The organism is Variovorax sp. GW821-FHT09B05 (assembly GCF_059418265.1).
On the sequence record NZ_JBWKPN010000002.1, the window covers coordinates 1 to 16,764 of the forward strand.

Below are 16,764 nucleotides of genomic sequence, written 5' to 3' on the forward strand. Positions count from 1 at the left end.
GCGAAATCAAGGAGGAGGCCGAAGGCCGGGGGACATTCGCGGAGGGAAGTACCCGCTGTCCTGTGCACGCGCCCCGGCCTACCTCAAAAGAACAAGGACGAAACATGGCAAATCCAGCGAGCTTCTCCGTAGCCATAGGCAACACCGGCGAACGCTACCCTTGCAAACCCGACCAGACCCTGCTCGGCGGCATGGAGCAACTGGGCCGCAAAGGCATCCCCGTCGGCTGCCGAGGCGGCGGCTGCGGCGTCTGCAAGGTCCGCATCGAGTCGGGCCATGTGCGCCACGACCGCATGAGCCGCTGCCACGTCAGCGCCGCGGAAGAAGCCCAGGGCTACGTGCTCGCCTGCAGGGCCTATCCGCAAAGCGATCTCGCCCTGCGCGCCGTCGACAAGTTGGCCCGCTGCATCGAACGGCATGCAGCAACGGCTTCCAGAAATCCCAGTTCCCCCACCTGAAACCTTTTCAACCACCAAGGAGACTCTCATGGCAATCACCGGCGTCATCCGTCCCGGACACGTGCAACTGCGCGTGCTCGACATCGAGGCCGCGCTCAAGCACTACCGCGACGTGCTGGGCCTGATCGAAACCGCGCGCGATCCGCAAGGCCGCATCTACCTCAAGGCCTGGGACGAGCACGATCACCACAGCGTGGTGCTGCGCGAGGCCGACGAGGCCGGCATGGACTTCATGGGCTTTCGCGTCGATTCGCCCGCCACGCTCGAGAAGCTCGCGGCCGACGTCAAGGCCAGCGGCCTCGCGACCGAGCCGCAGTGGATCGAGGCCGGCGAGCATCTGCGCACCGGCCGGCGCTTCCGCTTCACCGTGCCCACCGGCCATGCGATCGAACTGTTCGCCGAGAAGGAGAAGGTCGGCAACGGCATGTCCTACGAGAACCCCGAGGTCTATCCCGACGACCTCAAGGGCATGGCGCCCTCGCGCTTCGACCATTGCCTGCTGTACGGCGACGACCTCGACGGCACCATGAAGCTGTTCATCGACGTGCTGGGCTTCCAGCTCGCCGAGAGCGTGGTGGCTGGTCCCGAGCGCATGTACATCGCGGCCTTCCTGACCTGCTCGACCAAGCCGCACGACATCGCGTTCATCCGCCATGCCGAGAAGAACAAGTTCCACCACGCATCGTTCCTGCTCGACAACTGGGGCGAGGTGCTGAAGGCGGCCGACATCATCTCGAAGAAGCGCGTGTCGCTCGACATCGGCCCCACGCGCCACGGCATCACGCGCGGCGAGACCATCTACTTCTTCGACCCGAGCGGCAACCGCAACGAGGTGTTCTCGGGCGGCTACATCTACTACCCCGACAAGCCGCCGCTGGTGTGGACCGACGACGAGCTCGGGCGCGCGATCTTCTATCACGACCGCAAGCTCAACGAGAACTTCCTGAGCGTGCTGACCTGAGGAGCGCTCGATGAAGCAGTTCATGAACTTCATCGGCGGCGAGTTCGTCGCCGGCGCGAAGACCTTCGAGAACCGGGCGCCGGTCGACAACCGCCTGATCGGCCTCGTGCACGAGGCCGGCGCGGCCGAGGTCGATGCCGCCGTGCGCGCGGCCCGCGCCGCGCTCGACGGCGAGTGGGGCCGCATGAGCGTCGCGCGCCGCGTCGAGCTGCTGCATGCGGTGGCCGACGAGATCAATCGGCGCTTCGACGACTTCCTCGCCGCCGAGATGGCCGACACCGGCAAGCCGCATGCGCTGGCCTCGCATGTCGACATCCCGCGCGGCGCGGCCAACTTCAAGGTGTTCGCCGACATCGTGAAGAACGTGCCCACCGAGAGCTTCGAGATGGCCACGCCCGACGGCGGCCAGGCGCTCAACTACGCAGTGCGCTCGCCGCTGGGCGTGATCGGCGTCGTCTGCCCCTGGAACCTGCCGCTGCTCCTGATGACCTGGAAGGTCGGCCCCGCGCTGGCCTGCGGCAACACCGTCGTCGTCAAGCCCTCGGAGGAAACGCCCGCCACCGCCACCCTGCTCGGCGAAGTGATGAACGCCGTCGGCATTCCGGCGGGCGTCTACAACGTCGTGCACGGCTTCGGGCCCGACTCGGCCGGCGAGTTCCTGACCCGGCATCCGGGCGTGAACGGCATCACCTTCACCGGCGAGACCCGCACCGGCGAGGCCATCATGGCCGCGGCCGCCAAGGGCGTGCGGCCCGTATCCTTCGAGCTCGGCGGCAAGAACGCCGGCATCGTGTTCGCCGATGCCGACTTCGACAAGGCCGTGGCCGGCATCACGCGCTCGGCCTTCGAGAACTGCGGCCAGGTTTGCCTGGGCACCGAGCGGGTCTATGTGCAGCGGCCGATCTTCGAGAAGTTCGTCGCGGCGCTCAAGGCCAAGGCCGAGGCGTTGAAGCCAGGTCCTTCGGAAGAACCCGGCGTCGGCCTCGGCCCGCTGATCTCGCGCGAGCACCAGCGCAAGGTGCTGTCGTACTACGAGAAGGCCGTGCAGGAGGGTGCCACCGTCGTCACAGGTGGCGGCGTGCCGGCCATGAAGGGGGCGTTGGCCGAAGGCAACTGGGTGCAGCCCACCATCTGGACCGGCTTGCCCGAGACGGCCGCGGTGATCCGCGAGGAGATCTTCGGCCCCTGCTGCCACATCGCGCCCTTCGACACCGAGGAGGAAGCGATCGCGCTCGCCAACGCCACCGACTACGGCCTCGCCACCACCGTATGGACCGAGAACCTCGGCCGCGCGCACCGCGTCGCCAAGCGCGTCGAGGTCGGCATCTGCTGGGTCAACAGCTGGTTCCTGCGCGACCTGCGCACCGCCTTCGGCGGCGCCAAGGCCTCGGGCATCGGCCGCGAGGGCGGCGTGCATTCGCTGGAGTTCTACACCGAGCTCCGCAACGTCTGCATCAAGCTCTGAGGACGCCGCGGTGACCAACCCCGAGATCGCCCACAGCGTGCGCACCGGCGGCTTCGCCACCAACGTGCACGACCTGGGGCAGGGCGCGCCCGTGCTGCTGATCCACGGCTCGGGCCCGGGCGTCAGCGCCTGGGCCAACTGGCGGCTCGTGCTGCCGGTGCTGGCTGCGAGCCGGCGCGCGATCGCGCCCGACATGGCCGGCTTCGGCTTCACGGAGCGCGTGTCGGGCGCGCGTTACGACATGGACGGCTGGGTGCGCCAGGCGCTCGACCTGCTCGATGCGCTCGACATCGAACGCACCGACCTGATCGGCAACTCCTTCGGCGGCGCGCTCGCGCTGGCGCTGGCCATCCGCGCGCCGCAGCGCGTGCGCCGGCTGGTGCTGATGGGCAGCGTGGGCGTCCCTTTCGCGATCACGCCGGGCCTCGACGCCGTCTGGGGCTACACGCCCTCGTTCGAGAACATGCGCCGCATCATGGACGTGTTCGCCTTCGACCGCACGCTGGTCAACGACGAACTCGCGCAGCTGCGCTACGAGGCCAGCATCCGGCCCGGCTTCCAGGAGTCCTTCGGCGCCATGTTCCCGGCACCGCGCCAGCGCTGGGTCGATGCGCTCGCCAGTCCCGAGGCCGACATCCGCGCGCTGCCGCATCGCACGCTGCTGATCCACGGCCGCGAGGACCGCGTGATCCCGCTCGCCACCTCGCTGACGCTGTCCCAGTGGATCGCCGACAGCCAGCTCCATGTGTTCGGCCGCTGCGGCCACTGGACCCAGATCGAGCATGCCGCGCGCTTCGCGCGGCTGGTCGGCGACTTCCTGGCCGAGGCCGACTGATTTCTTCCATTCCAACGCAAAGAGAGACCATGGACCCCACACTGATCCAGCAGCTCGGCGACGAGCTCTACGAGGCGCTGCGTGCGCGCAGCGTCGTCGATCCGCTCACCAGCCGCCACGAGGGCATCACCGTGGCCGATGCCTACGGCGTGCAGCAGCGCATGATCGCGCGCCGCCTCGAGGCCGGCGAGCGCATCGTCGGCAAGAAGATCGGCGTGACCTCGCGCGCCGTGATGAACATGCTCGGCGTGTTCCAGCCCGACTTCGGCTACCTGCTCGACGGCATGATCGTCGGCGAGGGCGAGTCGATCGACAGCACCACGCTGATCCAGCCCAAGGCCGAGGGCGAGATCGCCTTCATCCTCAAGCGCGACCTGATGGGCCCGGGCATAGTCAACGCCGACGTGCTGGCCGCCACCGAATGCGTGATGCCCTGCTTCGAGATCGTCGACTCGCGCATCCGCGACTGGAAGATCAGGATCGCCGACACCGTGGCCGACAACGCCTCGTGCGGCGTGTTCGTGCTCGGCGACAGCGCGGTCGATCCGCGCCGCGTCGACCTCTCGACCTGCGGCATGGTGGTCGAGAAGAACGGCGAGATCATCGCCACCGGCGCGGGCGCCGCCGCGCTCGGCTCGCCGGTCAACGCGGTCGCGTGGCTGGCCAACACCCTCGGCGCGCTCGGCATCGGCCTCAAGGCCGGCGAGGTGATCCTCTCGGGCGCGCTCGCCGCCATGTTCCCGGCCCAGGCCGGCGACAACTTCCGCGTCTCCATCGGCGGCCTCGGCGGCTGCTCGGTGCGCTTCCATTGACGGAGAAAAACCCATGACGAACAAGATCAAGTGCGCGCTGATCGGCCCGGGCAACATCGGCACCGACCTGCTTGCGAAGCTGCAGCGCAGCCCGGTGCTCGAGTCGGTGTGGATGGTGGGCATCGACCCCGAGTCCGACGGCCTGAAGCGTGCCCGCGAGATGGGCCTGAAGACCACTGCCGAGGGCGTGGACGGCCTGCTGCCGCACGTGAAGGCCGACGGCGTGCGGATCGCCTTCGATGCCACCAGCGCCTACGTGCATGCCGAGAACAGCGCCAAGCTCAATGCGCTCGGCGTGCTGATGATCGACCTCACGCCCGCGGCCATCGGCCCGTTCTGCGTGCCACCGGTCAACCTGCAGGCGCTGATGGCCGATGCCGGCGAGCGGCCCGCCAACGTCAACATGGTCACCTGCGGCGGCCAGGCCACCATCCCGATGGTGGCGGCGGTGTCGCGCGTGCAGCCCGTGGCCTACGGCGAGATCGTGGCCACGGTGGCCAGCCGCTCGGTCGGCCCGGGCACGCGCAAGAACATCGACGAGTTCACCCGCACCACGGCCGACGCGGTCGAGCGCGTGGGCGGCGCCGCGAAGGGCAAGGCCATCATCATCGTCAACCCCGCCGAGCCGCCGCTGATCATGCGCGACACGGTGCACTGCCTGACCGAGGACACGCCCGACGAGGCGCGCATCACCGCCTCGGTGCACGCCATGATCGCCGAGGTGCGGCGCTACGTGCCGGGCTACAAGCTGGTCAACGGGCCGGTGTTCGACGGCAAGCGCGTGTCGATCTACCTCGAGGTCGAGGGCCTGGGCGACTACCTGCCCAGGTACGCCGGCAACCTCGACATCATGACCGCCGCCGCGGCGCGCACCGCGGAGATGTTCGCCGAGGCGATGCTCGCTGGCGCCCCGCAACCCGAAGCCGTCGCGGCATAGGAGCACCCACCCCATGAACACCACCACCCTCAAGGGCCGTCGCATCACCGTGCACGACATGACCCTGCGCGACGGCATGCATCCCAAGCGCCACCTGATGACGCTCGAACAGATGAAGCACATCGCCACCGGCCTCGACGAGGCGGGCGTGCCGCTGATCGAGGTCACGCATGGCGACGGCCTGGGCGGCAGCTCGGTCAACTACGGCTTTCCGGCCCACTCCGACGAGCAGTACCTCGGCACCGTGATCCCGCTGATGAAGCGCGCCAAGGTCTCGGCGCTGCTGATCCCGGGCATCGGCACCGTCGACCACCTGCGCATGGCGCACGGCCTGGGCGTGCACACGGTGCGCGTGGCCACGCACTGCACCGAGGCCGACGTGTCGGAGCAGCACATCGCGATGGCGCGCAAGCTCGGCCTCGACACGGTCGGCTTCCTGATGATGGCCCACATGGCCTCGCCCGAACTGCTGGTGCGCCAGGCGCTGCTGATGGAAGGCTATGGCGCCAACTGCATCTACGTGACCGACTCGGCCGGCCACATGCTGCCCGAAGACGTGAAGGCGCGGCTGGGCGCGGTGCGCGCGGCATTGAAGCCCGACATCGAGCTGGGCTTCCATGGCCACCACAACCTCGCGATGGGCATCGCCAACTCGATCGCCGCGGTGGAGGCGGGCGCGAACCGCATCGACGCCGCCGCCGCGGGGCTGGGCGCTGGCGCGGGCAACACGCCGATGGAGGTGTTCGTCGCGGTCTGCGACCGCATGGGCATCGAGACCGGCGTCGACGTGTTCGGCATCCAGGACGTGGCCGAGGACCGCGTGGTGCCGATCATGGACCACGCGATCCGCGTCGACCGCGACTCGCTGACGCTGGGCTACGCGGGCGTGTACTCGAGTTTCCTGCTGTTCGCCAAGCGCGCCGAGAAGAAGTACGGCGTGCCGGCGCGCGAGATCCTGGTCGAGCTGGGCCGGCGCGGCATGGTCGGCGGGCAGGAGGACATGATCGAGGACACGGCGATCACGCTGGCGCGCTCGCGTCAGGAGGTGGCGGCATGAAGCTCGATGCGAAGACCATCGCCGCGCTCGCCGAGCACCTCGAGACCTGCGAGCTCGAGGCGCGCGACACGCCCAAGATCACCGACGAATACCCGCAGATGGACTGGGACGACGCCTATGCGATCCAGGACGAGATCCGCCGCCGCAAGACCGCGCGCGGCCTGCGCATCGTCGGCCTCAAGGCCGGCCTGACCTCGCACGCCAAGATGAAGCAGATGGGCGTGACCACGCCGGTCTTCGGCTTCATGGCCGAGAACTACGCCGTGCCCGAGGGCGGCGAGTGCCGGGTGAGCGAGCTGATCCATCCGAAGGTCGAGCCCGAGATCGCCTTCGTGACGAAGCGCGCGCTCAGGGGTCCGGGCTGCCACATCGGCGCGGTGCTCACGGCCACCGACTTCGTGCTGCCGGGCATCGAGGTGATCGACAGCCGCTACCGCGACTTCAAGTTCGACCTCAAGAGCGTGGTGGCCGACAACACCTCGGCCTCGCGCTTCGTGGTCGGCGGCCGGGCCGTGCCCGCGAGCGAGGTCGACCTGCGCACCGTGGGCATCGTGCTCGAGAAGAACGGCCAGCCCGTGGCCTTCGGCGCCGGCGCGGCGGTGCTCGGCCATCCGGCCGCGGCCATCGCGATGCTGGCCAACCACCTGGGCGCGCGCGGCGAGGAGATTCCTGCGGGCACGCTGATCCTCTCGGGCGGCATCACCGAGGCGGTGGCCGTGCAGGCGGGCGACGCGGTCACGCTCAAGGTGCAGGGCATGGGCAGCGTCGGGCTGCGCTTCGTCTGAACAGGGAAGGAGCCGGACCATGCCATTTGCACAGATCTACCTGATCGAAGGCCGCACCGAGGACCAGAAGCGCGCGCTGATCGAGAAGGTCACGGCCGCCATCGTCGAGGCCGTCAACGCGCCGAAGGAGAACGTGCGCGTGTGGCTGCACGACGTGCCGAAGGAGAACTGGGGGATCGCCGGGGTGTCGGCGAAGGACCTGGGGCGCTAGCAGTCTCGCCGGTGCCGGTGCCGGCCAGCGCGCGGCGCAGCGCCGACGCCTCGGCCTCGATATGGGCCCAGAGCCGGCTCGCGACCGGCCCCGGCGAGCGGTCGCGCCGACGCGCCGCCACCAGTTCCTCGACGCTGCCGGGCAGGTGGCGGCCCGCGATGGAGCGCAGCCGGCCGTCGCGCAGCTCCTCCTCGATCAGGAAGCGCGGCATGTGGCCCCAGCCCAGGCCCAGCAGGATCACTTCCTTCTTCATGAGCTGGTCGGCCACGGTGCACTGGTGCGCGCCCTCGATCAGGAAGTGGTCCTGGGGCGGCGTGTGGCGCGCTGTGTCGCGCATCACGCACTGGGTGTAGGCGCGCATGCGCTCGGGCCCCGGCGCGCGCGGCAGCGGCTCGGCCAGCAGGGCCGGCGCCACCACCGGCACGAAGGGCACCTTGCACAGGTCGATCCACTCGAGCCGCGGATCGCGCTTGTCGATGCCGTGCAGGATCAGGTCGGCCTCGCCGTCGAACAGTCGCTCGGCCGGACCGGCCACCGCCTCGAAATAGAGCGCGAGCCGCGTGCCCGGGCAGCGGGCGAAGAAGCGCGCCAGCATCGCCAGCACCTGCGGCCGCGGGCACAGGTCGCCGATCACCACGCGCAGCTCGCTTTCCTCGCCCACCGCGAGCTGGCGCGCATGGCCGCGCAGGCCCTCGAGTTCGCGCAGCAGCGACTGCGCGCGCGCATGGAAGGAGCGGCCGGCCTCGGTGGGTTGCACGCGGTAGCCGCCGCGGTCGAGCAGCACCAGGCCGAGCTGGCGCTCGAGCTTGGCCACGGCCGCGAACACCGCCGGGTGCGAGCGATGCAACTGCGTGGCGGCGGCCTGGAAGCCGCCCGCGCGCACCACCGCGTCGAAGCATTGGAGGTCGTGCAGGGTGAATTCGCTCATGTTCGATTTGCTGACAAGGATTGATCAAACTTTGTAATTTCTTTCGCCGGGAGGCGCAACTACGATTTGACTCACGGTGATCGCCGTTGCAGGGGCCGAGGCTCCGAAGCCATGCCAAGGAAAGCACGCCATGAGCCACTTCACCCACACCACCACCGCCGGCGACGGCGCCCGCATCGCCTACCGCCTCGATGGCGATGCCGGCAAGCCCGTGCTGCTGCTGTCGAACTCCATCGGCACCACGCTCTCGATGTGGGACGGCGAGGTCGAGGCGCTGGGCCGGCATTTCCACGTGCTGCGCTACGACACGCGCGGCCATGGCGGCTCGGGCGTCACGCCGGGCGCCTATTCGATGGACCGGCTCGGCCGCGACGTGATCGAGCTGCTCGACGCGCTGAAGATCGAGCGCGCGCATTTCCTCGGCCTCTCGCTCGGCGGCTTCCTCGGCCAGTGGCTGGGCGTGCACGCGCCCGAACGCATCGACCGGCTGGTGCTGGCCAACACCTCCTCGTGGCTTGGCCCGGCCAGCGTGTTCGACGAGCGCATCGTCGGCGTGCTCGCCGCCCCCGACATGAAGGAGACGGCCGAGGGCTTCCTGCGCAACTGGTTCCCCGAGCGGCTGCTGATCGAGAACGGCCCCGTGGTGCAGGCCTTGCGCCAGGTGCTGCTCGAGATCGACCCGCAGGGCCTGGCCGGCGCGCTCGCCGCCGTGCGCGACGCCGACCTGCGCCGGCCCATCGCGCTGATCGAGCGGCCCACGCTGGTGATCGCGGGCGAGTTCGACCCGGTCACGGCCGCGAGCCATGGCGAGCTGATCGCGGCCACCGTGCCGGGTGCGCGGCTGCTGACCCTGCCCGCGGTGCACCTGTCGAACGTGGAGTTTCCGAAGGAGTTCGTGGGCGCGGTGGTCGATTTCCTCGAGGGCCGATGAGGAGGAGGCAGAAGGGGGCAGGAGGGGGCAGGAGGGTCGCGGGCGATCGATTGTTTCCTTCCCGTGAACGCCGCGGTTCCATTTGCCTAGGGTTTTTACCTAGGTTCGAGGCGCACAATTCATCTCACGGACCAGCCGCCGACTCCAAGACAAGCAGAAGGCAGCGACTGATCTGGGTGAACAGGCACTGACGAGGTGGCCGCCCCCGAAGGGACGGCGCCCCACCAAGACCGGTTCGAATCATCCAAAGTCAAGTCACAAGAATTGAAGGAATACTCAAATGAACGCCTCGAAGCTCCTCTCCGCCGTTGCCCTCTCCCTGCTGGCCGCTGCCGGTGCAGCCCATGCCGAAACCTATGAGGGTGTGCATCCCCTGACCTCGGCCGCCAGCCGCGCCGAAGTCGCCGGCCAGGCCGTCATCGCCGCCCGCAGCGCCGACCCCTATGCCGAAGGCGCGAACGCCGGCCCGGCCCAGGTGATCGTGTCGCAGACCAGCCGCGCTGCCGTGCGTGCCGAGGCGGTTGCCGCAGCACACAGCGACAATCCCTACGCCGAAGGCGCTTCGTCGGGCGTGGCCCCGCTGGTCGCCAGCACCGTGGACCGCAATGCGGTGCGCGCACAAGCCCGCGCTGCTGCTCGCGGCGACTCGCTGCCGCTGTAATCAGCGCATAGAACCAGGTCGCATCGCGGGGGCAGCCCCGCGTGAGGCCCGCGGTTCAGCCAACAAGAAGCCGGCCCTTGCGAAAGCAGGGGCCGGTTTTTTCATGGGAGGCGCCCGCGCGCCGCGCGCTTCACGCGCCCAGCTTGCGCGCGATCAGGTCCTTCATGATCTCGCTGGTGCCGCCGTAGATGCGTTGCACGCGCGCATCGGCATACATGCGCGCGATCGGGTACTCGACCATGTAGCCGTAGCCGCCGAACAGCTGCAGGCACTCGTCGGTCACCTTGCCCTGCTGCTCGGTGCACCACAGCTTGGCCATGTAGGCGGCCTCCTGGTCGAGGGTGCCGTCGACCAGGCGCTGGATGCAGTCGTTGACGAAGCTGCGCACCACGTGCGCGATGGTGGCGCACTCGGCGAGCTTGAAGCGCGTGTTCTGGAAATCGAACACGCTGTGGCCGAAGGCCTTGCGCTGCCGCGTGTATTCCACCGTCAGTTCCACCGCGCGCTCGATCACCGCCGCGGCCGGCACGCACAGGAACAACCGCTCGTACGAGAGCTGGCTCATGAGCTGGATGAAGCCGTCGCCTTCCTTGCCGCCGAGCAGATGGTCGGCCGGCACGCGCACGCCGTCGAAGAAGATCTCGGCCGTGTCCGACGCATGCTGGCCCAGCTTCTCGAGCCGCCGTCCCACGCGAAAGCCCGGCAGGTCTTCGGTCTCGAGCACGACCAGCGACACGCCGCGGCTGCCCGCCTCGCCGGTGCGCACCGCCACCACCAGCAGGTTGCCCGAGAAGCCGTTGGTGATGAAGGTCTTGGCGCCGTCGATCACGTAGTGCTCGCCTTCGCGCCGCGCGCGGGTGCGCAGCGCCTTCAGGTCCGAGCCGCAGCCGGGCTCGGTGAGCGCGATGCCGGCCAGCAGCTCGCCGCTCGCGAGCCGCGGCAGCCAGCGCTGCTTCTGCGCCTCGGTGCCGTAGTCGAGGATGTAGTGCGCGGCGAGGTTGTGCACGCCGGTGTTGGCAGGGAACTCGGCCTTCGCCAGTTCGTCCTGCACCACCATCTGGTAGGCGAGCGAGGCACCGGCGCCGCCGTAGGCCTCGTCGATCTCGGGCAGCAGGAAGCCCATCCGGCCGAACGGGCGCCAGACCTCGCGCGGAATGAAGCCTTGGCGGCGCCAGCCTTCCAGTTGCGGCGAGAGCTCGGCCGCGATGTAGCGGCGCACCTGTTCGCGAAAGGCATCGATGTCTTCGTCCATCCAGCGATGGCGCAGCAGTTGGGGCAGCATGGTTCTTTCGGGTGTTCGTTCAGGTCCTGGCGCGCGCGAGAAAGCGCGCGCAGGCGTTGTTGAAGAATTCGCCGGCCACGTGCCGGCGCTGGGCTTCGCATTCGCCGGCCAGTTGCTCGGCCAGCGTGCGGTCGGTGGCCGCGTCGATCAGCTGGCGCGTGTCGCGCAGCGCCGCGGCCGATGCGCTGCCCAGCCGCCGGGCCAGTGCATGCGCCTCGTCGAGCAGGGCGGCATCGTCGACGCAGCGCCAGATCAGCCCCCATTGCTCGGCCCGCGCCGCGTCGATGCGTTCGCCGAGCAGCGCGATGCCGAGCGCCCGGCTGCGCCCGACCAGCCGTGGCAGCGACCAGGTCGCGCCCAGGTCGGGCACTGCCCCGAGCTGCGCCACCTGCGGCACGAGGAAGTAGGCCGAGCGCGCCGCGATCACGACGTCGGCCGCCAGCGCGATGCCGACGCCCGCGCCCGCGCAGGGCCCGTTGACGGCCACCACCACCGGCACCGCGCTGTCGGCGATGGCCTGCGCGATGGGGTTGCCCACCTGTTCCATGCCGCGGCCGATCTGCTCCTGCGCATGCTGCGGACCACCGGCCAGCACGTCGCCGAAGTAGCCGATGTCGCCGCCGCCCGAGAAGGCGCGGCCCGCGCCGGTCAGCACGATGGCACGCACCTGCGCATCGGCCTGGCAGGCGCGCAGCGCCGCCAGCAGCGCATCGAGCAGCGGCGGGCCCAGCGCGTTGAGCGCCTCGGCCCGGTCGAGCACCAGGGTCGCGATGCCTTCGCGCACCTCGCTGCGCACAGCGGCAGCCATCGCTCAGAACCCCGTGAGGCCGCCGCTGCACACCAGCGTCTGGCCGCTCACGTAGTCCGATTCCGGAATGCACAGCAGGTACACCGCGCCGGCCGCTTCCTCGGGCGTGCCGCCGCGGCCCAGCGGAATGCCGCGCTCCATCGCGGCCATCAGGTCGGGGTTGACGCCCACCTTGATGTCGCGGCCGTCGATATGGGCCGTGCCGCCCTCGGCCGCATTGCCGGTCAGCCGGGTCTTGATCAGGCCGTAGGCCACGCAGTTGACGGTGACGTTCATGCGCCCCCATTCCTTGGCCAGCGTCTGCGTCATGCCGACGATGCCGGCCTTGCCCGCCGCGTAGTTGGTCTGGCCCGGGTTGCCGAACAGGCCCGCCATCGACGAGATGTTGACCACCTTGCGCATCACGCGCTGCCCGGCCTCGGTCTCGGCCTTGCCGAGCGCGCGGATCACCGGCTGCGCGGCGCGCAGGATGCGGAACGGCGCCGTCAGGTGGCAATCGATCATCGCGTACCACTGCTCGTCGGTCATCTTCTGGATCACGTTGTCCCAGGTGTAGCCGGCGTTGTTGATGACGATGTCCAGGCCCTTGAATTCGCTCACCGCCGTGCCGACGAAGCGCTCGGCGAAATCGGGCGCCGTCACGTTGCCCACGCAGGCCACGGCCTGGCCGCCGGCCTCGCGGATGGCCTGCACCGCTTCCTGCGCGGGTTCGGCGTCGAGGTCGTTGACGACGATGCGCGCGCCTTCGCTGGCGAGCTTGAGCGCGATCGAGCGGCCGATGCCGCGGCCCGAGCCGGTGATGAGGGCGACCTTGCCTTCGAGTTTGCGTGTCATGGTGTTCTCTTTTCTTTGCGGGGGATGGGGTGTCAGGGCAGGGCGACGAAGGCTTCGCCGACGATCCTGGTCTGGCCGAACTGGTTGGTGCTCTGCAGCTCGATGCGCACGCCGCGTTCGCCGTTGCGCTCGGTCTTCTCGGCGATGCGGCCGCTGCAGCGCATGGCGTTGCCCAGGTGCGTGATGCCCTGGAAGCGCGCCTCGAAGTGGCGCAGCCGGCTCTGCGGCGCCCACTGCGTGAGCACGCGGCCCAGCCAGGCCATGCCCAGCATGCCCTGCGCGAACACGTCGGGCATGCCCGAGCGGCGCGCCATGTCGGTGTCGATGTGGATCGGGTTGTGGTCGCCCGAGGCGCCCGCGAACAGCGCGAGCGTGGTGCGGTTCACGGCCGGCAGCTGCACGGCGGGCAGCGCGTCGCCGACCTGCACGGTGTCGAAGGTGGGGGAGGTCATGGGCGTGTTCCTTCAGTTGCGGCAGACGATGACGGTGCGCAGTTCGGCCACCAGTTCGTTGCGCTGGTTGGTGGCGCGCGAGGTCTTCACCACGAACTCGAGCGCGCCGTTCTTCTTGTCGTAGATGTCGCCGATGGTGGAGCGCACCGTCACGGTGTCGCCCACGCAGGCAGGGCGGTGGTAGCTGAAGCTCTGGTCGCCATGCAGCAGCTTGGCCAGCGGGATCTGCAGGTCGGCCAGCAGCCGGTCGGACGCACCCGAGTCGAGCTCGGCCGCGAACAGGAAGGTGGGCGGTGCCGGCAGGTCGGGATAGCCGGCATCGCGCGCGGCGGCGGCATCGGTGTAGATCGGGTCGGTCTCGCCGATCGCCTTGGCGAAGAACTGCAGCCGGCTGCGCTCGATCGGCAGCACCGAGGCCGGCAGCTCGTGGCCGATCCATTTCTTGTCGATCATGGGAAGGTCTCCTTTGTCGTTGATGAAGTTCAGACGCGTTCGTAGAGCGTGACCACGCAGGCGCCGCCCAGGCCCAGGTTGTGCTGCAGCGCGAGCCGCGCGCCCTCGACCTGGCGCTTGTCGGCCGTGCCGCGCAGCTGCTCGACCAGCTCGGTGCATTGCGCGAGCCCGGTGGCGCCCAGCGGATGGCCCTTGGACAGCAGCCCGCCCGAGGGATTGGTCACGACCTGGCCGCCATAGGTGTTGTCGCCATCGACCACGAACTTCTCGGCCCCGCCCACCGGGCACAGGCCCAGCGCCTCGTAGCTGATCAGTTCGTTGTGCGCGAAGCAGTCGTGCAGCTCGACCACGTCGATGTCCTGCGGACCGACGCCCGCCGCCTCGTAGACCTTCTGCGCCGCCTCGCGCGCCATGCTGAAGCCGACCACCTCGCGCATGTCGCGCGCCTCGAAGCTCACCGGGCGGTCGGTGGTCATGGCCTGGGCCTTGATGCGCACGCTGCGGTCCAGGCCGTGGCGCTGCGCGAACTCGGCCGAGCAGACGATGGCGGCGGCCGCGCCGCAGGTCGGCGGGCAGGCCATCAGCCGCGTCATCACGCCGGGCCACATCACGGGCGTGGCGAGCACCTCGTCCTCGCTCACCACGTTGCGGAACAGCGCGACCGGGTTGTTGGCCGCATGGCGACTGGCCTTGGCGCGGATCTTCGCGAAGGTCGAGAGCTTGGTGCCGTACTGCTGCATGTGGGCCAGCCCCGCGCCGCCGAAGTAGCGCAGCGCGAGCGGAATGCCGGCTTCCTCGACCAGCTCGTCGGTGGCCCGGTCGAAGCGCTCGAAGGGGCTGGGGCGGTCCTTGAACACCGCGCCCAGCGCGCCCGGCGTCATCTGCTCGAAGCCCAGGGCCAGCACGCAATCGGCGGCGCCGCTGGCCACGGCCTGGCGCGCCAGGAACAGCGCGGTGGAACCGGTCGAGCAGTTGTTGTTGACGTTGACCACGGGGATGCCGGTCATGCCGACCGCGTAGAGCGCGCTCTGGCCCGCGGTCGAGTCGGCATAGACATAGCCCACGTAGGCCTGCTGCACCTGCTCGTAGCCGATGCCGGCATCGGCCAGCGCGCGGCGCGTGGCCTCGGCCGCCATCGCCTGGTAGGACTCGCTGGCACCGGGCTTGGTGAAGGGGATCATGCCGACCCCGCTGACGAACACATCGTGATGCATGGAGATTTCCTGAAAGTGGAGAGGAAGGGGAGGGGTGAAAAGGCTCAGGCGACGTTGCGCTGGCGACCTTGCCAGAACGGCTCGCGCAACTGGGTCTTGAGCACCTTGCCGGCGCCCGACATCGGCAGGGCATCGACGAAGGCCACGCTGCGCGGGCACTTGTAGCCCGCGATCAGCGCCTTGCAGTGGGCGATGACCTCGTCGCCGGTGACGTCGCGCCCCGGCTTGAGGATCAGCGCCGCGTGCACGCTCTCGCCCCACTCGTCGCTGGGGATGCCGATGACCGCGCAGGCCGCCACGGCCGGGTGCTGGGCGATGGCGTTCTCGACCTCGGCCGAGTAGACGTTCTCGCCGCCGCTGATGATCATGTCCTTGATGCGGTCGACCACGTAGATGTAGCCGCCGTCGTCCATCCAGGCGCCGTCGCCGGTGTGCATCCAGCCCTCGCGCACCGCCGCGGCCGTCTGCTCGGGCTTGCCCCAGTAGCCCTGCATCACGTTGGGACCGCGCACCGCCACTTCGCCCACCGTGCCGCGCGGCACCTCGATGCCCTCGGGGTCGAGGATGCGCACTTCCATGCACACGCTCGCGCGCCCCGCGGAGCGATGACGGCCCAGCGCGTGGCCCTCGGCCGTGTAGGAGCTCGGCGGATTGATGGTGGCCAGCGGCGCCAGCTCCGTCATGCCGTAGCCCTGCACGAAGGCCGCGTGGGGCAGCGCGGCCATCGCGCGTTCGAGCACGGCCTCCTGCATCGGCGAGGCGCCGTAGAAGATGCACTTGAGGCTGGAGAGGTCGCGCGGCTCCTTCATGCACGGGTGGTCGACCAGCATCTGGATCATGGTCGGCACCAGCAGCGTGTTGGTCACGCGGTCGCGCTCGATCGCATCGAGCACGCCCTGCGGGCTGAACATCGGGATGATCGTGTGCGTGTTGCCCGCGGGCCAGTGCGGCATCGCGAGGCCCATGTCGCCGAGGTGGAACATCGGCGCCGCATGCAGGTAGTTGCCGCCCGATGCCGCCAGCCCTTCGGCCTGCATCGCCATCGCCGAGCTGCACAGGTTGGCATGGCTCAGCATCACGCCCTTGGGAAAGCCCGTGGTGCCGCCGGTGTAGAAGATGCCGGCCAGGTCCTCGTCGCGCCGGACCGCGTCGGCGACGGGCGAGGCCGCCGCCAGCAGCGCCTCGTAGCCATGCATGCCGCGCGGCACCTCGCCGTCTTCCACGCCGCTGCCGCAATAGATCACTTCGCGCAGGCTCCCGGACTCGGCGCGCACCTTCTCGACCATCGGGCGGAAGGTCTCGTCGACCAGCAGCAGGGTCGAGCCCGAGTCCTCGAGCGAGTAGAGGATCTCCGCGGCCGACCAGCGGATGTTGCAGGGATTGAGCACGCCGCCGCCCCAGGGCACGGCCATCTGGTATTCGAGGTAGCGGTCGGAGTTGAGCGCCAGCATGGCCACGCGGTCGCCCGGCCGCATGCCGAGTTGCTGCAGCGCACCGGCGAGGCGGGCGACGCGCTCGACATAGGCGCCGAAAGTGCGCGTGCGGCCGGCGAAGCGTACCGCCACCTTGTCGGGGTGCTGCTGCACCGCGCGGTGCAGTGCCTGGGTCACGTACATGGCATCGTCTCCTTCTATTTGGTCTTGGTTCGCGGGCTCATGCCCATGCCGCCAATGCTAGGAA

The 16,764-nt window shown here is 69.5% G+C and carries 18 protein-coding genes and 1 pseudogene; 11 read left to right on the top strand and 8 right to left on the bottom strand.

The window, feature by feature from the left end:
• The 9 genes from AC07RM_RS04725 to thmT all read left to right on the top strand — a co-directional run.
• Nucleotides 1-458: 2Fe-2S iron-sulfur cluster binding domain-containing protein (locus tag AC07RM_RS04725; protein ID WP_495333445.1), on the top strand; the 458-nt coding region annotated here is incomplete at its 5' end.
• A 28-nt stretch (nt 459-486) separates the two neighbouring features.
• Nucleotides 487-1,419 (top strand): catechol 2,3-dioxygenase, encoded by a 933-nt coding sequence (locus AC07RM_RS04730; protein ID WP_431512349.1) that lies wholly within the window; start codon nt 487-489, stop codon nt 1,417-1,419.
• Between the two features lie 10 nt (nt 1,420-1,429).
• Nucleotides 1,430-2,884: a 2-hydroxymuconic semialdehyde dehydrogenase gene (locus AC07RM_RS04735; protein ID WP_495333447.1), complete on the top strand. Its 1,455-nt coding sequence runs from the start codon at nt 1,430-1,432 to the stop codon at nt 2,882-2,884.
• 10 nt (nt 2,885-2,894) lie between these two features.
• A complete protein-coding gene (locus tag AC07RM_RS04740; protein WP_495333449.1) occupies nt 2,895-3,719 on the top strand; it encodes an alpha/beta fold hydrolase in 825 nt (274 codons plus the stop codon).
• Between the two features lie 29 nt (nt 3,720-3,748).
• Nucleotides 3,749-4,531, top strand: coding sequence for a 2-oxopent-4-enoate hydratase (gene dmpE, locus AC07RM_RS04745; RefSeq protein WP_495333451.1), 783 nt, complete (start codon nt 3,749-3,751; stop codon nt 4,529-4,531).
• Nucleotides 4,532-4,544: 13 nt separating this feature from the next.
• On the top strand, nt 4,545-5,468 hold the full coding sequence (locus AC07RM_RS04750; RefSeq protein WP_495333453.1) for an acetaldehyde dehydrogenase (acetylating): 924 nt from the start codon (nt 4,545-4,547) through the stop codon (nt 5,466-5,468).
• A gap of 13 nt (nt 5,469-5,481) precedes the next feature.
• Nucleotides 5,482-6,525, top strand: a complete 1,044-nt coding sequence (gene dmpG / locus AC07RM_RS04755; protein WP_495333455.1) for a 4-hydroxy-2-oxovalerate aldolase — start codon at nt 5,482-5,484, stop codon at nt 6,523-6,525.
• Nucleotides 6,522-7,310 carry a 2-oxo-3-hexenedioate decarboxylase gene (dmpH, locus tag AC07RM_RS04760; RefSeq protein WP_495333457.1) on the top strand — a complete coding sequence of 263 codons (789 nt, stop codon included), beginning with the start codon at nt 6,522-6,524 and terminating at the stop codon, nt 7,308-7,310. Before dmpG ends, dmpH begins: the two co-directional genes overlap by 4 nt.
• A 19-nt stretch (nt 7,311-7,329) precedes the next feature.
• The gene (thmT, locus tag AC07RM_RS04765) at nt 7,330-7,521 is read left to right on the top strand and encodes a 2-hydroxymuconate tautomerase (RefSeq protein ID WP_057597602.1); all 192 of its coding nucleotides are present in this window, start codon (nt 7,330-7,332) and stop codon (nt 7,519-7,521) included.
• 25 nt (nt 7,522-7,546) lie between these two features.
• On the opposite strand, the pseudogene AC07RM_RS04770 reads toward thmT, so the two are convergent.
• A pseudogene (locus tag AC07RM_RS04770) lies at nt 7,547-8,449 on the bottom strand (LysR family transcriptional regulator); the annotation flags it as partial.
• 130 nt (nt 8,450-8,579) lie between these two features.
• Here AC07RM_RS04770 and AC07RM_RS04775 point away from each other — a divergent pair.
• Both AC07RM_RS04775 and AC07RM_RS04780 read left to right on the top strand, forming a co-directional pair.
• A complete protein-coding gene (locus AC07RM_RS04775) occupies nt 8,580-9,380 on the top strand; it encodes an alpha/beta fold hydrolase (RefSeq protein ID WP_495333458.1) in 801 nt (266 codons plus the stop codon).
• Between the two features lie 280 nt (nt 9,381-9,660).
• The gene (locus tag AC07RM_RS04780; RefSeq protein ID WP_057598380.1) at nt 9,661-10,041 is read left to right on the top strand and encodes a hypothetical protein; all 381 of its coding nucleotides are present in this window, start codon (nt 9,661-9,663) and stop codon (nt 10,039-10,041) included.
• A 130-nt stretch (nt 10,042-10,171) separates the two neighbouring features.
• Here the strand turns inward: AC07RM_RS04780 and AC07RM_RS04785 are convergent, their stop codons facing one another.
• Genes AC07RM_RS04785 through AC07RM_RS04815 form a run of 7 tightly spaced genes read right to left on the bottom strand, consistent with a single transcriptional unit; the run spans nt 10,172 to nt 16,700 of the window.
• A complete protein-coding gene (locus AC07RM_RS04785; RefSeq protein ID WP_495333460.1) occupies nt 10,172-11,323 on the bottom strand; it encodes an acyl-CoA dehydrogenase family protein in 1,152 nt (383 codons plus the stop codon).
• A gap of 19 nt (nt 11,324-11,342) precedes the next feature.
• Entirely contained in the window at nt 11,343-12,131 is a 789-nt protein-coding gene (locus AC07RM_RS04790; protein ID WP_495333462.1) for an enoyl-CoA hydratase/isomerase family protein, read from the bottom strand.
• A gap of 3 nt (nt 12,132-12,134) precedes the next feature.
• The gene (locus tag AC07RM_RS04795; protein ID WP_431512359.1) at nt 12,135-12,965 is read right to left on the bottom strand and encodes an SDR family NAD(P)-dependent oxidoreductase; all 831 of its coding nucleotides are present in this window, start codon (nt 12,963-12,965) and stop codon (nt 12,135-12,137) included.
• A 32-nt stretch (nt 12,966-12,997) separates the two neighbouring features.
• A complete protein-coding gene (locus AC07RM_RS04800) occupies nt 12,998-13,417 on the bottom strand; it encodes a MaoC/PaaZ C-terminal domain-containing protein (protein WP_431512360.1) in 420 nt (139 codons plus the stop codon).
• A gap of 12 nt (nt 13,418-13,429) precedes the next feature.
• Nucleotides 13,430-13,870, bottom strand: coding sequence for a MaoC family dehydratase N-terminal domain-containing protein (locus AC07RM_RS04805; RefSeq protein WP_495333465.1), 441 nt, complete (start codon nt 13,868-13,870; stop codon nt 13,430-13,432).
• Nucleotides 13,871-13,899: 29 nt separating this feature from the next.
• Nucleotides 13,900-15,084 (bottom strand): lipid-transfer protein, encoded by a 1,185-nt coding sequence (locus AC07RM_RS04810; RefSeq protein ID WP_495333467.1) that lies wholly within the window; start codon nt 15,082-15,084, stop codon nt 13,900-13,902.
• Nucleotides 15,085-15,128: 44 nt separating this feature from the next.
• A complete protein-coding gene (locus AC07RM_RS04815) occupies nt 15,129-16,700 on the bottom strand; it encodes a long-chain-fatty-acid--CoA ligase (RefSeq protein WP_495333469.1) in 1,572 nt (523 codons plus the stop codon).
• Between the last annotated feature and the right edge of the window lie 64 nt (nt 16,701-16,764).